We start from the raw sequence: 15,135 nt of genomic DNA, 5'->3' as shown, positions 1-15,135 counted from the left end.
CACTCGTCACAAGAGGTGCCCATGTTCCGCAAGCTCCCCGGCGACGAGACCAGAAACCTCGTCTCCACCACCCCCGAAACCGCCGTCGTCTTCCGCCCCGCGATCATCAGGACCCCGGCCGCCGTCACGCTCGTCATCTGGGCGTGGCGGACGCTGATCGCCCTGATCCGCACCCTCTACCGCCACCCGATCGCCTGCCTGCTCCCGCTCGCCCTGGGCTTCCTCTGCGTGCAGTACGGCTGGCGCACCACGCTCCTCCTGACCGCCCCGGCGCTGACCGGGCTCACCGCCTGGGCGATTCTCGACCCGGCCGGCTTCAACCGGTTGCTCGGCCGCCGTCTGCTGGCCTGGTGGCGCCTCATGGCCAACTACCGCCGCCACTGGAACGCGGTCATGGACGTCTCCGGCCTTGCCCGCCGCATCCACGGTCGCGACTACCAGCCCCGGCTCCTGCGCGTCCGCTGCGACGACTGGGCCGACCTGGTGACCGTCCGCATGCTCAAGGGCCAGACCGCCCGCGACTGGTCCGACCGCGCCGACAACCTCGCCCAGGGCTTCGGAGCACCCACCTGCCGCATCACCCACCAACGCGGCGACCGCCTCTTACTCACCTTCTCGCGTACCGACCCGCTCGCCACCCCCATCCCGGCCCGCGCCCTCCCGCCTATCCCCACAGTCGGCCCGATCGACATCGGCATCCGGGAGGACGGCCACCCCTGGACCCTCGACCTCCACGGCACCCACGTCCTCATCGCGGGCGCCACCGGAGCCGGCAAGGGCTCCGTTCTCTGGTCCGCGATTCGAGGCCTGCTGCCTGCCGTACACGCCGGTCTGGCCGAGATCTGGGCGCTAGACCCGAAGCTCATGGAGCTGTCGTACGGCAGGCCGCTCTTCGGCCCGCGCTACGCCGCTGACCCGGCCGACTGCGCCGACCTGCTCGACGACGCGGTCAAGGTCATGCAGGCCCGCGCCGCCCGCTTCGCCGGCCACAGCCGCACCCACATCGCCACCGTCGACGACCCCTTCGTCCTGGTCGTCGTCGACGAGATCGCCTTCCTGACCGCCTACCAGGCCGACCGGGACCTCAAGCGCCGCATCTCCGCCGCGCTCGCCACCCTCACCACCCAGGGCCGTGCCGTCGGCGTCGGCGTCATGGCCGCCCTCCAAGACCCACGCAAGGAAGTCATGAACATCCGCAACCTCTTCCCCGACAAGATCGCCCTGCGCCTCGACGAGTCCGAGCAGGTCGACATGGTCCTCGGCGACGGAGCCCGCGATCGTGGCGCCCTGGCCGACCACATCTCACCCGTCCCGTACGTCGGCGCCGGCGTCGGCTACGTCCGCCTCGAAGCCTCGCCCGATCCCATCCGCGTCCGCGCGGCGTACGTCAGCGACGCCGACATTCACGCCATGGTCGCCGAGTTACGGCAGGCCGCATGACCCAACCCCGTGCCGTACGGCAGGCCATGCCGCAAGCCCGCGAAGTCCTCGAAGAGGTAGCCAGGCGCTACGGCGTCTGCGTCCGCCCCGTCCCGATGAAGCGCCTGGACACGACCACCGGCCGGACCGACCTCATCGACGTCCCGTGCGGAAGCACCCTCGACGCCAAGTGCGAACCCTGCGCCACCCGCAACCGCCACCTCCGCATCGCCCAGTGCCGCGAAGGCTGACACCTCGACGAGGAACCGGCGACCGCGCCCCGCGAGACCACCGACGAACAACGATGGCTGATCGAGTTCCGCGCCGACCTCCAAGCCCGCCTGGAGACAGCCCCCGAACCGGAGCGCTCCGACTGGCAAGCCGCCATCGAAGCCCTCGACGAGGAGGTCAACTCCGCCGGCATCCGCGGCAACGTCCTCGCCAGGACGACCACCAGGCGAACCCGCTCCACCCGGCGTCGCCAGGACGCCCCCGACCTGACCCGCCGTACAAGATCTGCGACCACCCTCGGCCGCACCTACAACGGCTACCGCCCGTCCCTCTTCGTCACCCTCACCCTCCCCTCCTACGGCAAGGTCCGGGACGGCCGCCCTGTCGACCCGGACGTCTACGACTACCGCCGCGCCGCCCGAGACGCACTCCACTTCTCCAAGCTGATCGACCGCTTCATCCAGAACCTCCGCCGCGTCGCCGGCTACGACGTCCAGTACTTCGCCACCGTGGAGCCGCAGAAGCGCCTGGCCCCGCACCTGCACATGGCCATCCGCGGCACCCTCCCGCGCGCCGAGATCAAACAGATCATCGCCGCCACCTACCACCAGGTCTGGTGGCCCCAGACCGGCGACCCCATCGACTACCAGCCCGTCTGGGCGGGCGACGGCTACCTCAACCCGTCAACCGGCGAGTACCTCCCCACCTGGGACGAAGCCCTCGACCAGCTCGACGAACCGTCCCACGTCATCCGCTTCGGCACCCAGGCCGACGTCAAGGGCGTCCTCGCCGGCACGAAAGACGCCGACCAGTGCATCCGCTACCTGTCCAAGTACCTGACCAAATCCCTCGGCCAGACCGCCGACCCCCACCACGACCACGCCGCCCGCCTGGCCGAAGCCCTCCGCTACGAGCCTTGCGCACCGACCTGCTCGAACTGGCTCCGCTACGGTGTCCAGCCCAAACACGCCAAGCCCGGCCAGGCCCCCGGCCGCTGCCACGGCAAGGCCCACAAGCCTGAGCACCTCGGCTACGCCGGCCGCCGCGTCCTGGTCTCCCGCAAGTGGTCCAACAAGACCCTCGCCGAACACAAGCAGGACCGCCGCACGTGGGTCCTCCAGGCCCTCGGCAACCCCGCCGAACCCGTCGACCCGCACCGCTATGTCTGGCGACCCGTCCCGTCGGGCGACGACAACGTGCCACCCCTGGCAGTGCGCCTACTGAGATCCGTCAAAGACCGCCAACGCTGGCGCGCACACCTCGACCAGCTTCGTTCGGCAACCGAAGCGCCGTTACCGGGCGGGAGGGCGGCATGAGCAATCGATCCAGGCCGGCCGCGGACCGCCTCCTGACGGTCGCCGAAGTGGCCGAACGGCTCGGCACTACCGAGCGATTTCCTCGCCGCCTCCTCGAAGAACGCCGGATCACCTTCGTCCGCCTGGGGCGCAAGGTTCGCATCCCCGAAGCCGCGCTCAATGACTTCATCGCGGCAGGCCTCGTCCACCCGATCACGACCCGCCCCAGGAGGGCAGCATGAGCAAGCGTCGTTTCGGCCGTGTGCGGAGACTCCCCTCGGGCCGCTACCAAGCCAGATATCCGGGGCCTGACGGCATCGACCGGGCCGCGCCGCATACCTTCGCGACCAAGAAGGAAGCCGAGATCTGGCTGAGCAAGAAGGAGACGGAGATCCACGAGTCCGAGTAGATCAACCCGGACCTCGGGAAGGTCTCCTTCAAGGAGTACGGCACTGCGTGGGTCGATGAGCGCCCCGGTCTGCGCCCCAAGGCGGTGCAGTTGTACGAGGGCCTGCTCCGTATCCATCTCATTCCGACTTTCGGCAGCCGCACGATCGCGGAGATCAAGGAGCCGCACATCCGCAAGTGGCGCAAGCAGCGCCTCGACGATGGCGTGGGGCCGGTCACCGTGGCCAAGGCGTACCGGCTCCTGAAGTCCATCTTCAACACCGCCGTCAGCGACGGCCTGATCAAGGCGAACCCCTGCAACATCCGGGGCGCGGGCAAGGAGGACTCACCGGAGCGTCCTGTGCTCACGATCAAACAGGTCTACGCCCTCGCCGACGCGATCGAACCGCGGTTCCGGATGCTGATCCTCTTGGCCACCTTCGCAAGCCTCCGCTGGGGTGAACTGGCCGCACTCCAGCGCCGGAACGTCGACGCGGAAGCGGGCACGATCCGCGTGGTCGGCACCACGACCGAACTCAAGGACGGCTCGGTGACCATCGGCTCGCCCAAGTCAGAGGCCGGCAAGCGCCTCGTGTCCATCCCGGCCATGCTGCTCCCGGACCTCAAGGCCCACATGGAGACCTACGCCGAGAAGGGCGACGTGGGACACGTCTTCGTCGGCCCCAAGGGTGCCAAGCTCCGCCGCGCCAACTTCACCCGCGTCTGGGCCGCGGCCCTGAAGAAGGCCAAGCTCCAAGGCTTCCACTTCCATGACCTTCGTCACACCGGAAACGACCTCGCGGCCCGCTCCGGCGCAAGCCTCCGCGACCTGATGACCCGCATGGGCCACTCGACCACACGAGCCGCGTTGATCTACCAACACACCGCGATGGAGCGCGACCGGGCCATCGCGGACGCTCTCGGGAAGCTCGCGGAGGAGGCCATCAAGAAGCAAGATCGAGACGGATCGGGCACGTAACGGGCACAGAAGATCATCAAGGCCCTCAGAAAGATCAAAAGCCAGGTCGGGAATCATCCCTGACCTGGCTTTTCGCAATGAGAGCGGGTGACGGGAATCGAACCCGCGCTGTCAGCTTGGGAAGCTGATGTTCTGCCATTGAACTACACCCGCATGGCCGGAGCCGCGCCCCCACTCTAGCGGATTCCAGCGCCACCGCGCCAAGCCAACAACTCCCACACGGTAAGTTGCTCACCGTGTTGCTATCCGATCGTGACATCCTCGCCGAGATCGATGCCGGACGTCTGGTGGTCGATCCGTTCGACAAGACGATGGTGCAGCCGTCCAGTGTGGACGTGCGCCTGGACAGGTTCTTCCGCGTCTTCGAAAACCACCGCTACCCGCACATCGATCCGGCGACGGAGCAGCCGGATCTGACCCGGCTGGTCGAGCCGGAGGGGGATGAGCCGTTCATCCTGCATCCGGGGGAGTTCGTGCTGGCGAGCACCTACGAGGTGGTGACGCTGCCGGACGATCTGGCGTCGCGGCTGGAGGGCAAGTCGAGCCTCGGCCGGCTGGGGCTGCTGACGCACAGCACGGCGGGGTTCATCGACCCGGGGTTCTCGGGGCACGTGACGCTGGAGTTGTCGAACGTGGCGACGCTGCCGATCAAGCTGTGGCCGGGGATGAAGATCGGGCAGCTCTGCTTGTTCCGGCTGAGCTCGCCGGCGGAGCACCCTTACGGATCGTCACTGTACGGCTCGCGGTACCAGGGCCAGCGGGGACCCACCCCGAGCCGGTCGTATCTGAACTTCCACCGGACCGTTATCTGAATTCTTGCCGTCCAGAAGATGAACAACAGGTGAACAACAGGCAAAGCGGCTGACGGGAGTGGGTGCCTTGGGCGGGCCGAAACCCCTAAAGGCTCGGCTAAAGAGCGTGTTCAGAAACCACACAGAGGGTAGCCAGGGGTAGAAGAGTGGGTGAAGTTCGCGTTTGCGCGGGCTACCCGTACCCTTCTCTGCGGACCATCCCCGCACATCTGGAGATCGACGTGCGCCTGCGTCTCACGCCCCGTGAGGACAGCTACTACGACCTGTTCGCCGACTCGGCGAACAACCTGGTCACCGCATCGAGGTTGCTGGTGGAGATCATCAGCGACGGCTCGGACAGGGAAGCCCTGGCCGAGAAGATGCGCGCCTGCGAACACGCCGGTGATGAGCGCACTCACGCGATCATGAACCGGCTGAACGAGAGCTTCATCACGCCGTTCGACCGCGAGGACATCTACCGCCTCGCGAGCAACCTCGACGACGTCATGGACTTCATGGAAGAGGCCTCCGACCTCATCGTCCTGTACCAGATCGAGCACCTGCCGAAGGACGTCGTCCGCCAGGTCGAGGTGCTGGAGCGGGCCGCCGAGCTGACCGCCGAGGCCATGCCCCGGCTGCGCTCGATGAAGAACCTGAACGAGTACTGGATCGAGGTCAACCGCCTGGAGAACCAGGGCGACCAGGTCTACCGGCGGTTGCTGGCCAAGCTCTTCAGCGGTGAGTACGACGCGCTCACCGTCATGAAGATGAAGGAGGTCATCGACCGGCTGGAGGAGGCCGCCGACGCCTTCGAGCACGTGGCCAACACGATCGAGTCGATCGCGGTCAAGGAAAGCTAAGTGTCTCTCACGCTCGCCCTCGTCATCGGCGTGGTCATCGTGGCGTTGGTGTTCGACTACACCAACGGCTTCCACGATGCGGCCAACGCCATCGCGACCTCGGTCTCGACCCGGGCGCTGACTCCCAGGGCCGCGTTGTTCATGGCGGCGGCGATGAACTTCATCGGCGCCCACCTCGGCACGCAGGTCGCCCAGACCGTGGGCAAGGGCATCATCACCACGCCCTCGGGCAACCACGGACTGGTCATCGTGGCTGCCGGACTGATCGGCGCGATCACCTGGAACCTGATCACCTGGTACTTCGGCCTGCCGTCCTCCTCCAGCCACGCGCTGATCGGCGGCCTGGTGGGTTCGGCGCTGGCCTCGGCCCTGGTGCCGGCGCCGCCCGGTCAGGAGAGCACGGTGCTGTGGGTCGGCATCCTGGAGAAGGTCGTCATCCCGATGATCCTCTCCCCGCTGGTCGGCTTCACCCTCGCCGCGCTGATCATGATCGGCATCTACTGGGTGTTCCGCAACGCGCAGCCGGGCAAGGCCAACCGCGGTTTCCGCTATGCCCAGACGGTGAGCGCCGCCGCCATGGCGCTCGGGCACGGTCTCCAGGACGCCCAGAAGACGATGGGCGTGATCTTCCTCGCCCTCTTCGTCGGCGGGTACGTCGGGGAGAACGACGCCATCCCGCAGTGGGTCATCCTGGCCGCGGCCGGGGCGATCTCGCTGGGCACCTACGCCGGCGGCTGGCGCATCATGCGCACGCTGGGCCGCCGGATCATCGCCCTCGACCCGCCGCAGGGTTTCGCCGCCGAGTCGGCGGCGGCCACCGTCCTGTACGGCGCGGCCATCGGCTTCGGCGCTCCGATCTCCACCACGCACACGATCACGAGCGCGATCATGGGTGTGGGTGCGACGAAGCGCCTGTCGGCGGTGCGCTGGGGGGTGGCGGGCAACATCGTGACCGGCTGGGTCCTGACGATCCCGGCCGCCGCGTTCGTCGCCGCGCTGGTGTTCTTCCCGCTCTACTGGATGGTCGAATAGCAGCCGGTCAGCCGGGTGGTCGGGTAGCAGCCGGTCAGCGGGGCGTGGAGTACATGACGTCCACGTCCCACCGGCTGAACCCGAGCCCGGTGTAGAGCCGGATCGCCGAAGGGTTGGCCTCGTCCACGTAGAGCATCGCCTGGGCGAGGCCTCTCGACCGAAGGTGGCACAAGCCGGCCACGGTCAGGGCCTTGCCCAGCCCGGTGCCCTGCTGGGACGGGTCCACCCCCACCACGTACACCTCGCCGATCGGCTCGTGGCCGTGCTCGGTGGAGCCGTGGATCTTCGTCCAGTGGAAGCCGACCAGCCGGTCGCCGCGCAGGGCCAGGAAGAACCCGGCCGGGTCGAACCACGGCTCCTGCTCCCGCCGCGCAAGGTCCTCCAACGTCCAGGCGCCCTGCTCGGGGTGGTGCGCGAAGGCCGCGGCGTTCACCTTCAGCCACGCCTCCTCGTCCTGACCGGGCACGAAGGTGCGCAGCCGTACCCCGTCGGGCAACTCGACCGCGCCGAGCGGCGCGTAAAGGGAGCGGCGCATCTGCCACAACGAGCGGACCCGTTCCAGGCCCATCGAGGTGGCCAGCGCCTGCGCGCCGGGCAGCCCGCCGTGCGCCCACAACCGCAACTGCCCGCCGGTCTCCTCCAGCATGGCCCGCAGCAACCGCCTGCCGTACCCCTGGCCTCGGAAACGGGGCCGGATCACCAGTTCGCCGCTCGGGCCCTCGACCTCGTCGGTCGGGTCCACGTGGGCGTAACCGGCCAAGGCGTCCCCGTCGTAGAGCAAGAGCGAGCGCGCCCGGTCGTCGCCGCCGTAGCGCAGGTGCAACATCACGTGCTCGTTGAGCGGCCGGACCCCGTCGCGCTCGGTCGCCTCGTCCACGACACTCAGGACTGCGGCGATTTCCCGGTCATCAAGTCGTTCCCTGATCTTCACGTCTTCTGCCACAGCTCGCACTCTAGGCTGCGGACTGGCAAACATGGCCATAAGCAGCACCGATGAATCGTTACCTTTGCGACGCTTCATGCTTGTCTGGGGGCCGTAACGTCTCCCGCATGATGCCTCGTACCCTCCTCCGGCTCGCCGTGGCCGGAGCTGTGGCCGCTGGCGGGTTCGCGCTCGCGACGGTCCCCGCGACCGCCGGTCCCGCCGAGAAGGCCAAGCCGACCAGGACCGTCCCGGTCCGGCTGCTCACCATCAACGACCTCCACGGCAACCTGGAGGCCCCCACCGGCTCCAGCGGCCGCATCACCGACGAGAACGGCGTCGTCGTGGAAGGCGCCGGCGGCGTCGCCCGGCTCGCGACCAAGATCGAGGAGCTGCGCACCAGGAACACCGCGGTCGTCGCCGCGGGCGACCTGATCGGCGCCTCCCCGCTGATCTCGGCCGCCTACCACGACGAGCCCACGCTCGAGATCCTCGACCAGATCGGCCTGCGCGCCTCCGCGGCCGGCAACCACGAGTTCGACGAGGGCTACACCGAGCTGCAGCGCGTCATGGACGGCGGCTGCCACCCGGTCGACGGGTGCTCGCCGCGCGGTGAGTGGAACGGGACGAGCTTCGACTTCCTCGCCGCGAACGTGCTGAAGGAGTCGACCGGCGACTACGCGCTGCCCCCGGTCTACATCAAGACGATCAACGGGGTGAAGGTCGGCTTCATCGGCCTGGTCACCGCGACCACCCCGACCATCGTGACCGCCGAGGGCATCAAGGGCCTGCAGTTCACCGAAGAGGTCGCCGCGGCCAACAAGGCCTCGAGGTGGCTGACCGCACGCGGCGTGAAGGCCCAGGTCATCCTCATGCACGAGGGCGACCAGGTCACCCAGGGCCAGAGCCCGGACGCCTGCCCCGTCGTGGTCGGCGCCGGCTCGCGCATCGCCAGTGCCGCCGCGCCCGAGATCGACGTGGTCGTCAGCGGCCACTCGCACCAGGCCTACATCTGCAAGACGCCGGACCCGGCCGGCCAGCAGCGCCTGTACACGCAGGGCTCCTCCTTCGGCCGCGTGCTCACCCAGATCGACTTCCAGGTCGACAAGCGCACCCGCGACGTCATCCGTTCGACCGTCACCGCGGACAACCACGTGATCCGCCCGTCGATCACCCCCCACGACAAGATCGACACCGCCGTCTCCTACTGGAAGGAGAAGGTCGGCCCGGTCGCCAACAAGCCGATCGGCAAGATCACCGCGGACCTGTCCAACTCGGTCGACAACACCTCGCCCGCCAAGGCCAACCCGGAGACCCAGCTCGGCAGCGTCATCGCCGACTCGCAGCTCGCCGCGGTGCAGTCCACGGGCGCGCAGATCGCGCTCATGAACCCGGGCGGCATCCGCACGGCCCTGCGCTTCGAGCAGAGCGGCAGCGAGGGCCCCGGTGTGGTCACCTACGGCGAGGCCTTCGCCGTCCAGCCCTTCGGCAACATCGTGCAGGTCAAGACCTACACCGGCGACCAGCTCAAGCGGCTGCTGGAGCAGCAGGTCTGGAGTGTCGCGCCGAACGGCACCGTCACCCACCGCATCCTGCAGGTCTCCTCGTCGCTGACCTACACCTTCGACACCACCAAGCCGGTCGGCCAGCGGGTGTCGAACATCAAGATCAACGGCCAGGACGTCACCCCGACGCAGTCCATCAAGATCGCGGCGAACAACTTCCTGATGGGCGGCGGTGACGGCTTCTCGGTCTTCACCGAGTCCACCGACCTGTTCAGCGGCCCGGTCGACCTGGACGCCTTCTCGGCCTACCTGACCGCCAACTCCCCGGTCGCGCCGCCCGCCGGTGGCCGGATCACCATCATCAAGTAACTCTCGCCCGTGAAGCGGCCCGTGCCCCTGGGGCACGGGCCGCTTTCTCATCGGCGGGTGAAGAACATGTGCCAGTTCGTCTCCCAGGTCGCCCCGCCGTCCGCGGAGAAGGCCTGCTGCCAGTGCGCCGAGTCGCCGGTGATCTCCGACCAGACGAACCGGCACACGATCGGCCGGCCGTCCAGCACGTCCTCGCCGACGAACTCGCCGCGGCCGTCCTCGAAGCGCCCGCGCACCGGCGGCTCCAGGCGCCCGGTCCGGTCGGAGGCCCAGTAGATGCTCCACAACCGGGTCTCCGGCTCGAAGACCCGCACCGTCATCCCCTCGTACGGCAGGCCGTCCGCTCCGGCCGGCGTGGAGAAGGTGTCCACGTTCCCCAGCCCGCCCAGCGTCTGGTGCAGCTCACCCGTCGCCTCGAACTCCAGCCACTCGGTGCTGTCCTGGAGCCGCTTGGCCAGGTAGCGGTTGCGGATGTGCCAGCGCCCGCGCAGGAAGTCGAAGTCGTGCCGGCCGTCGTTCTCGATGCTCATGACCGGTATCCTCGCCGCCGGTCACTGCCATCTTCTGTCAGTGACCGGCCGCGGCGTCCAGGATCGGGATGAGCTGCTCCTCCTCGTAGTCCAGATGCCGCTCGACCTCCCGGGTCAGCCGGGTCACCTCGGCGAGCACCGTCTCCCGGTCCCCGTCGAGCGCCCGCTCCAGCTCGGCCAGGAGCTCGGCGATCCGCCGGTGCTCCTCGTCCAGGCGGTCCATCACCGGTTCCATGTGCGGTCCCTGCGCGCGCATCGCCGGGAACAGCCCCTCGTCCTCCTTGGTGTGGTGGACGTGCAGGCCCTGGCACATCGTCAGGCAGTTGATCCGGAGCTGCGCGCCCAGCGTCGCCCCGCCCGAGGCCGCCACCTCCGCGCGCACCAGCGCCAGCTCGCGCCGGAACCCGTCGTGGATCGTGCGCAGCGCCTCGCCGAACGAGCGGCCCGGCGGCGGGCCGTCGTAGGACACCGCGGTCAGCGCCACCACCGGGATGGGCCGGCCCGCCTTGGCCTGGTACTCCGCCCAGCCCGGGTCGACCTCGACCGCCCGAGCCCAGGCCTGCTCGTGCTCCTCGCCGGACAACACCGTCGCCGCGGCCTCATAGGTGAACAAGCCGGTCTCGACCGTCGCCGTCGGCTCGGCGAGCAGGTTGTGGTACCAGTCCGGGTTGGTCGGCGACCCGCCCGCCGAGGCGATCACCAGGATGCGCTCGGCGCCGTCCGGCAGGAAGCCCAGGGGAGTGGTGTGCGGTGCGCCCGACTTGGCGCCCTTCGTGGTGAGCAGGATCAGCCGGCCGCCCTCGAACGGGCCGCCCACCTGACCGCGGTTGGCGCGGAACTCGTCAATGATCTGTTGGTTGAACAACACTTCTCCATGTCAGAAAGGGGTTATCTCGCTGGAAAGGGAGAAGTGTGTGGGCGGTCCGCGCGCCCGCCGCCGCATCACGCAGCGGCCGGGAACCCGACTCGTGTATGGCCCAAGGCCGACCCGGCAGTCACGTCTTCCACAGTAGCCGCTGATTCACGATCTAGGCTAATGGGATGAGCGGCGATGAAACGCGGGACGGGGTCTCGCTCACCAACCTCGACGGGCCGCTGTTCGACGGGTCCGAGGCCACCAAGCGCGACCTGCTCGACTACCTCGACGCGGCCTCGTCCCGCCTGCTGCCCGTGCTCACCGACCGGCCGCTCTCGGTCATCCGGGTCCGGCCGGGGCAGCCGCCCTTCATGCAGAAGAACCTGCCCAAGTACACCCCCGCCTGGGTCGAGCGGGTGCGGCACTGGGCCGAGACCTCCCACCGCGAGGTTTCCTACGCGCTCTGCAACGACCGGCGGACCCTGCTCTGGTTCGGCAACCAGCGGGCCGTCGAGTACCACCCCGCGCTCTTCCAGGGCGATCGGCTCACGCACCTCATCCTCGACCTCGACCCGCCCGAGGGTGGGGGCTTCTCGCTTGCCGTACGGGCTGCTCATCTGGTGCGGCGGGCGCTCGACGAGGCCGGGCTGGCCGGGGCGGTCAAGACCAGTGGGGCCAAGGGCGTGCACGTCTTCGTGCCGATCACCCCGGGGATCCCCGTCGACGACGTCGCCGCCGCCACCCGAGCCCTCGCCGCGCGGGCCGAGCGCTTCGATCCCGAGCTCGCCACCACCGCCTTCATCCGCGAGGACCGTGGCGGCCGGGTCTTCCTCGACTCCACCCGGGCCGGCGGCGCCACCGTCGTCGCCGCCTACAGTCCCCGGATCCGGCCCGGCTCGCCGGTCTCCTTCCCCGTCGCCTGGGACGAGCTCGACCGGGTCAAGCCGCTTGACTTCACCGTCCACACCGTGCGTGACCTGGCCGGCGACCCGTGGCAGGAGCTCATGCCCGCCCCGCAGGACCTGCCCGCCGACCTCGTCGCCGAGGGCCACACCATCCCCGTCGCCCGGGTGCAGGCCATGCACGAGGGCAAGCGCCGTAAGCGGGCGCGCGGCGAATAATCTCGTACGGCAAGCATGGGCAAGGCCCAGCCACCGACCGTGGCCGGGCCCTGTCCAGGGAGACGGCCGGCCGGTGTGCGTGGCCGGCCGCCGTTACGCCGGACCGGTTCAGGCGTCCGGCGCCACCAGCTCGGGCAGCTTGGCGTCGAACAGCCCCGCGAAGGTCAGCGACGGCATGATCTTGCCCTGCGGCCGGGCCGAGTTGGCCACGTCCGCCGCCCAGGTGGCCGAGCGGAGCCGCTGGTTCGGCGTCCCGTGGTGGCCGTTGGAGGTGAACTGGCAGTCGCCCACCTCGAAGAACGAGCGTGAGGCCGCCAGGAGCCGCTTGCTGTTGATCGCCTGCCCGCGGGCGTGCGTCAGGAAGTACGTGCTGAGCGCGTCGGCCATCAGCTCGGTCCGCCGCGTCGCTTCCGGGCCGGTCAGCGGGCTGTCGAACAGGCCCTTCTCGAACTGGACGTGGTGACCGTACTCGTGGGCCAGGATCGCCTTGGCCGCCATGTCGCCGAGCCCGAGCGCGGTCATCGCCTCCAGCACCCCGTCACCCATGACGATCTTGTCCGGGACGCCCTGGAAGAGCGGGTCGGTCTCGCCCTCGGCGGTGAAGGCGAAGGCGTTGAGGGTGAAGATCGGGTTGTCGCCGTTGCGCAACGTCGGCTGGCTCGCGATCAGCGCGATGATGCTCTGCGCGAGCTGTAGCGCCTGGGCGTCGCCCACGCCGAAGAAGATCTTGACCATCCGGGCCACCCGGTTGACGTCTCGCAGCATCGAGCCGTGCATGGCGACGAGCTGGATGTCGTCGTTGCGGATGTCCCAGAAGCGGCGCAGGTCGCGCATGTTGTGCGTGATCGGGATGTCGTACTCGCCCGAGCGGCCGAAGTGCTGCGGCGTCGCGCTGGTCTCGAAGAGCAGGGCGTCGTAGGTCGGGTAGTCGAGCACGCCGAGCATGAACAGCAGCAACAACGCGCTGGGGTCCACCCCGGCGAGCTGCTGGTCGACGTAGGCCACCAGGGCGGTGTCCTCGCACTCGTAGTCGTCGGGGTTGATCGCCTTGTCGCGCAGGCCGGTGGTCTGGGTGCGTCCGGCCTTGGCCGCGGCCGCCTTCGCCGACGCTTCCCAGCCCGCCGGGAGCTTGGCGAGGACCGCGTCGATGAGGGCCTGCGTGCCGGGATCGGCGGACTTGTACCGGCCCGGGTCGGCCACCGTGCCGGTGGAAACGGTGGTCGCCGCGCCGGCGGGGGCCGAGACGGCTAACAGGCTGGTGGCCGCCATCGTCAGGGCTACGACGGCGGCGGCCAGGGGGTGCCGCCTGCCGTACGGGGAGGGAGACTTCATGGACTGGACACTGCCAGCGCACGTGCGGGTTGACCAGAGTTGACTTGTGTCAGTTTCGTGCCACCGGGCGCCGGAAGGCGTTCACCACGATGGAGATCCCGGTGGTGACGATGACCAGGTCGAAGATCATCTGAACGCTCACGACCGCCCGCGCCGCCTGACCCATCGGGATGATGTCCCCGAACCCGACCGTGCAGAGTGTGACCACCGAAAAGTAGAGGGCGTCCAGCCGCGTCCCGATGCCGTCGAACTGGTCGGCCAGGGTGAAGTAGAGCGCGGCGAATCCCGCCGCGACCACCTGGACCAGTGTGAGCAGCATGGCGATCTGCTCGGCCAGCCCGCCCGCGCCCAGCGCCCTTCTGACCTGGAAGCCGACCAGGCTCACCAGTCCCGCCACGCTGGCCCCCAGCACCACCCAGCGCACCGGCCCCGTCGCGCTCTCCCCACCGCCGGGCAGTGGCGTGAAGAAGTACAGGCCGAGCACGAGCACGGTCGCGGCGAGCGCCCGCCCCCAGATCCGGACCGCGCGCCTCACCGGTGACGCAGATAGGGGTCGGTGACCCCGTCGATGCTCGCCAGCCCCGCCGCGTCGCAGCCGGTCTGCCGCGCGCCCGCCTCGTACGCGCTCTCCAGGAAGCCCAGCACCGTCGCGATCGGATCATCCGCCGCGCGCACGTCGTCGTACTTCAGGACCGCCAGATGGCTGCCGCGCGACGGCATCCACACCGCCCAGTCCGGCCACAGCGGCTCCCGGTCCAGGCCGGCCGGCTCGGGCGCGGTGTAGGAGTAGAACGCCGGCCACGGCCGCTCCTCGTCGCCGAACCAGAAGCCCGCGGAGATCACCTCCTGGCTGTAGGCCTCCCGCGTCACCGGATCCGCCTCCGGCGACACCTCCACCGTCTTGCCGGTGAACCTGGTCACCGCCAGGTCGAAGGTGTGCCAGAAGTGGTGCACCGGGCTGGTCTTGCCGCAGAAGTCCGCCGCGTACCGCTCCAGCACGCTCGCCACCTGCGACAGGATCACCCAGTACCGGTTGACCAGCGCGGCGTCGTAGGCCGCGTGCTTGGTGTCCTCCGCGAACGGCGTGCGATCCGTCAGGTCGAACGGCACCGCCTGGATCTCCACGTCGATCCCGAAGTCGTCGAGGATCTCGAACAGGTTGGCGTGGAAGCTCGCCACCGACTGCCCCACCAGCGCGAACTCCGCACTCCTGCCGTCACCCCTGTCCACCACCAGCCGGTGCCGGACCAGGTCGAAGTCGATGCAGAACTGGTCCGTCGGCCCGCCCATCGGCCGGGTCGTCAGCCCCCGCCCGGTCAGGTGGAAGGGGACGTTCCACCAGTGGTTCCGCCTCGGACTCGCCGCCAGGCGCACCTTGCCCACGATCTGGGTGAAGCGGTGCATGGTGTCCTTGGTCTCCAGCCAGTCTTCGTACGGCATGGCGGGAAAGAGCTGCATGGCGGTCTCCTCGATCGTCCTTCCTGGCCATCGTGCCCAGGTCGCAGG

The 15,135-nt window shown here is 69.1% G+C and carries 15 protein-coding genes, 1 tRNA gene and 1 pseudogene; 10 read left to right on the top strand and 7 right to left on the bottom strand.

What is annotated here, in order from left to right:
• The first annotated feature begins 21 nt into the window (after positions 1-21).
• The 5 genes and pseudogenes from ACIBG7_RS06005 (at position 22) to ACIBG7_RS05985 (ending at position 4,311) form a co-directional block, all read left to right on the top strand.
• On the top strand, positions 22-1,440 hold the full coding sequence (locus ACIBG7_RS06005) for an FtsK/SpoIIIE domain-containing protein (RefSeq protein ID WP_397335318.1): 1,419 nt from the start codon (positions 22-24) through the stop codon (positions 1,438-1,440).
• A pseudogene (locus ACIBG7_RS06000) lies at positions 1,437-2,966 on the top strand (replication initiator). Before ACIBG7_RS06005 ends, ACIBG7_RS06000 begins: the two are co-directional and overlap by 4 nt.
• Positions 2,963-3,187, top strand: a complete 225-nt coding sequence (locus tag ACIBG7_RS05995; protein WP_397335317.1) for an excisionase family DNA-binding protein — start codon at positions 2,963-2,965, stop codon at positions 3,185-3,187. Before ACIBG7_RS06000 ends, ACIBG7_RS05995 begins: the two are co-directional and overlap by 4 nt.
• Positions 3,184-3,354 (top strand): hypothetical protein, encoded by a 171-nt coding sequence (locus ACIBG7_RS05990; RefSeq protein ID WP_397335316.1) that lies wholly within the window; start codon positions 3,184-3,186, stop codon positions 3,352-3,354. Before ACIBG7_RS05995 ends, ACIBG7_RS05990 begins: the two co-directional genes overlap by 4 nt.
• Positions 3,355-4,311, top strand: coding sequence for a tyrosine-type recombinase/integrase (locus ACIBG7_RS05985; RefSeq protein ID WP_397335348.1), 957 nt, complete (start codon positions 3,355-3,357; stop codon positions 4,309-4,311).
• 82 nt (positions 4,312-4,393) lie between these two features.
• On the opposite strand, the gene ACIBG7_RS05980 is transcribed toward ACIBG7_RS05985, so the two are convergent.
• Positions 4,394-4,464, bottom strand: a tRNA-Gly gene (locus ACIBG7_RS05980).
• An 83-nt stretch (positions 4,465-4,547) separates the two neighbouring features.
• Here ACIBG7_RS05980 and dcd point away from each other — a divergent pair.
• The 3 genes from dcd (at position 4,548) to ACIBG7_RS05965 (ending at position 6,994) form a co-directional block, all read left to right on the top strand.
• A complete protein-coding gene (gene dcd / locus ACIBG7_RS05975) occupies positions 4,548-5,123 on the top strand; it encodes a dCTP deaminase (protein ID WP_357915078.1) in 576 nt (191 codons plus the stop codon).
• Between the two features lie 221 nt (positions 5,124-5,344).
• A complete protein-coding gene (locus ACIBG7_RS05970; protein WP_357915081.1) occupies positions 5,345-5,962 on the top strand; it encodes a DUF47 family protein in 618 nt (205 codons plus the stop codon).
• Positions 5,963-6,994, top strand: coding sequence for an inorganic phosphate transporter (locus tag ACIBG7_RS05965; RefSeq protein WP_357915084.1), 1,032 nt, complete (start codon positions 5,963-5,965; stop codon positions 6,992-6,994).
• A gap of 34 nt (positions 6,995-7,028) precedes the next feature.
• Here ACIBG7_RS05965 and mshD read toward each other — a convergent pair whose 3' ends face one another.
• Positions 7,029-7,937: a mycothiol synthase gene (mshD, locus tag ACIBG7_RS05960; RefSeq protein WP_357915087.1), complete on the bottom strand. Its 909-nt coding sequence runs from the start codon at positions 7,935-7,937 to the stop codon at positions 7,029-7,031.
• Positions 7,938-8,044: 107 nt separating this feature from the next.
• Here mshD and ACIBG7_RS05955 point away from each other — a divergent pair, with 107 nt between their 5' ends.
• Positions 8,045-9,790 carry a bifunctional metallophosphatase/5'-nucleotidase gene (locus ACIBG7_RS05955; RefSeq protein WP_397335314.1) on the top strand — a complete coding sequence of 582 codons (1,746 nt, stop codon included), beginning with the start codon at positions 8,045-8,047 and terminating at the stop codon, positions 9,788-9,790.
• Positions 9,791-9,837: 47 nt separating this feature from the next.
• Here the strand turns inward: ACIBG7_RS05955 and ACIBG7_RS05950 are convergent, their stop codons facing one another.
• Together ACIBG7_RS05950 and ACIBG7_RS05945 are read right to left on the bottom strand one after the other, a co-directional pair.
• Entirely contained in the window at positions 9,838-10,320 is a 483-nt protein-coding gene (locus tag ACIBG7_RS05950) for a hypothetical protein (protein ID WP_357915093.1), read from the bottom strand.
• Between the two features lie 37 nt (positions 10,321-10,357).
• Positions 10,358-11,185, bottom strand: a complete 828-nt coding sequence (locus tag ACIBG7_RS05945) for a nitroreductase/quinone reductase family protein (RefSeq protein WP_397335313.1) — start codon at positions 11,183-11,185, stop codon at positions 10,358-10,360.
• 176 nt (positions 11,186-11,361) lie between these two features.
• Here ACIBG7_RS05945 and ACIBG7_RS05940 point away from each other — a divergent pair, with 176 nt between their 5' ends.
• A complete protein-coding gene (locus ACIBG7_RS05940; RefSeq protein ID WP_397335312.1) occupies positions 11,362-12,297 on the top strand; it encodes a DNA polymerase domain-containing protein in 936 nt (311 codons plus the stop codon).
• 108 nt (positions 12,298-12,405) lie between these two features.
• On the opposite strand, the gene ACIBG7_RS05935 is transcribed toward ACIBG7_RS05940, so the two are convergent.
• The 3 genes from ACIBG7_RS05935 to ACIBG7_RS05925 are packed head-to-tail and all read right to left on the bottom strand — an operon-like array spanning position 12,406 to position 15,087.
• Complete coding sequence (locus ACIBG7_RS05935) at positions 12,406-13,629, bottom strand: hypothetical protein (RefSeq protein ID WP_357915102.1); 1,224 nt, start codon at positions 13,627-13,629, stop codon at positions 12,406-12,408.
• A gap of 49 nt (positions 13,630-13,678) precedes the next feature.
• Entirely contained in the window at positions 13,679-14,164 is a 486-nt protein-coding gene (locus ACIBG7_RS05930) for a potassium channel family protein (protein WP_397335311.1), read from the bottom strand.
• The gene (locus tag ACIBG7_RS05925) at positions 14,161-15,087 is read right to left on the bottom strand and encodes a DUF5996 family protein (RefSeq protein WP_397335310.1); all 927 of its coding nucleotides are present in this window, start codon (positions 15,085-15,087) and stop codon (positions 14,161-14,163) included. Before ACIBG7_RS05925 ends, ACIBG7_RS05930 begins: the two co-directional genes overlap by 4 nt.
• Between the last annotated feature and the right edge of the window lie 48 nt (positions 15,088-15,135).

The organism is Nonomuraea sp. NPDC050328 (assembly GCF_044459405.1).
Taxonomy (GTDB): Bacteria; Actinomycetota; Actinomycetes; order Streptosporangiales; family Streptosporangiaceae; genus Nonomuraea.
Note: the sequence above shows the minus strand (reverse complement) of the source record. Positions and strands in the feature narration are given on the sequence as shown.

What these genes read in the sequence shown, in the direction of transcription:
- ACIBG7_RS05955 (WP_397335314.1), top strand. Translation starts at nt 8,045, where the DNA reads ATGATGCCTCGTACCCTCCTCCGGCTCGCCGTGGCCGGAGCTGTGGCC.
- ACIBG7_RS06005 (WP_397335318.1), top strand. Translation starts at nt 22, where the DNA reads ATGTTCCGCAAGCTCCCCGGCGACGAGACCAGAAACCTCGTCTCCACC.
- ACIBG7_RS05995 (WP_397335317.1), top strand. Translation starts at nt 2,963, where the DNA reads ATGAGCAATCGATCCAGGCCGGCCGCGGACCGCCTCCTGACGGTCGCC.
- ACIBG7_RS05950 (WP_357915093.1), bottom strand. Translation starts at nt 10,320, where the DNA reads ATGAGCATCGAGAACGACGGCCGGCACGACTTCGACTTCCTGCGCGGG.
- ACIBG7_RS05935 (WP_357915102.1), bottom strand. Translation starts at nt 13,629, where the DNA reads ATGAAGTCTCCCTCCCCGTACGGCAGGCGGCACCCCCTGGCCGCCGCC.
- ACIBG7_RS05990 (WP_397335316.1), top strand. Translation starts at nt 3,184, where the DNA reads ATGAGCAAGCGTCGTTTCGGCCGTGTGCGGAGACTCCCCTCGGGCCGC.
- ACIBG7_RS05925 (WP_397335310.1), bottom strand. Translation starts at nt 15,087, where the DNA reads ATGCAGCTCTTTCCCGCCATGCCGTACGAAGACTGGCTGGAGACCAAG.
- ACIBG7_RS05940 (WP_397335312.1), top strand. Translation starts at nt 11,362, where the DNA reads ATGAGCGGCGATGAAACGCGGGACGGGGTCTCGCTCACCAACCTCGAC.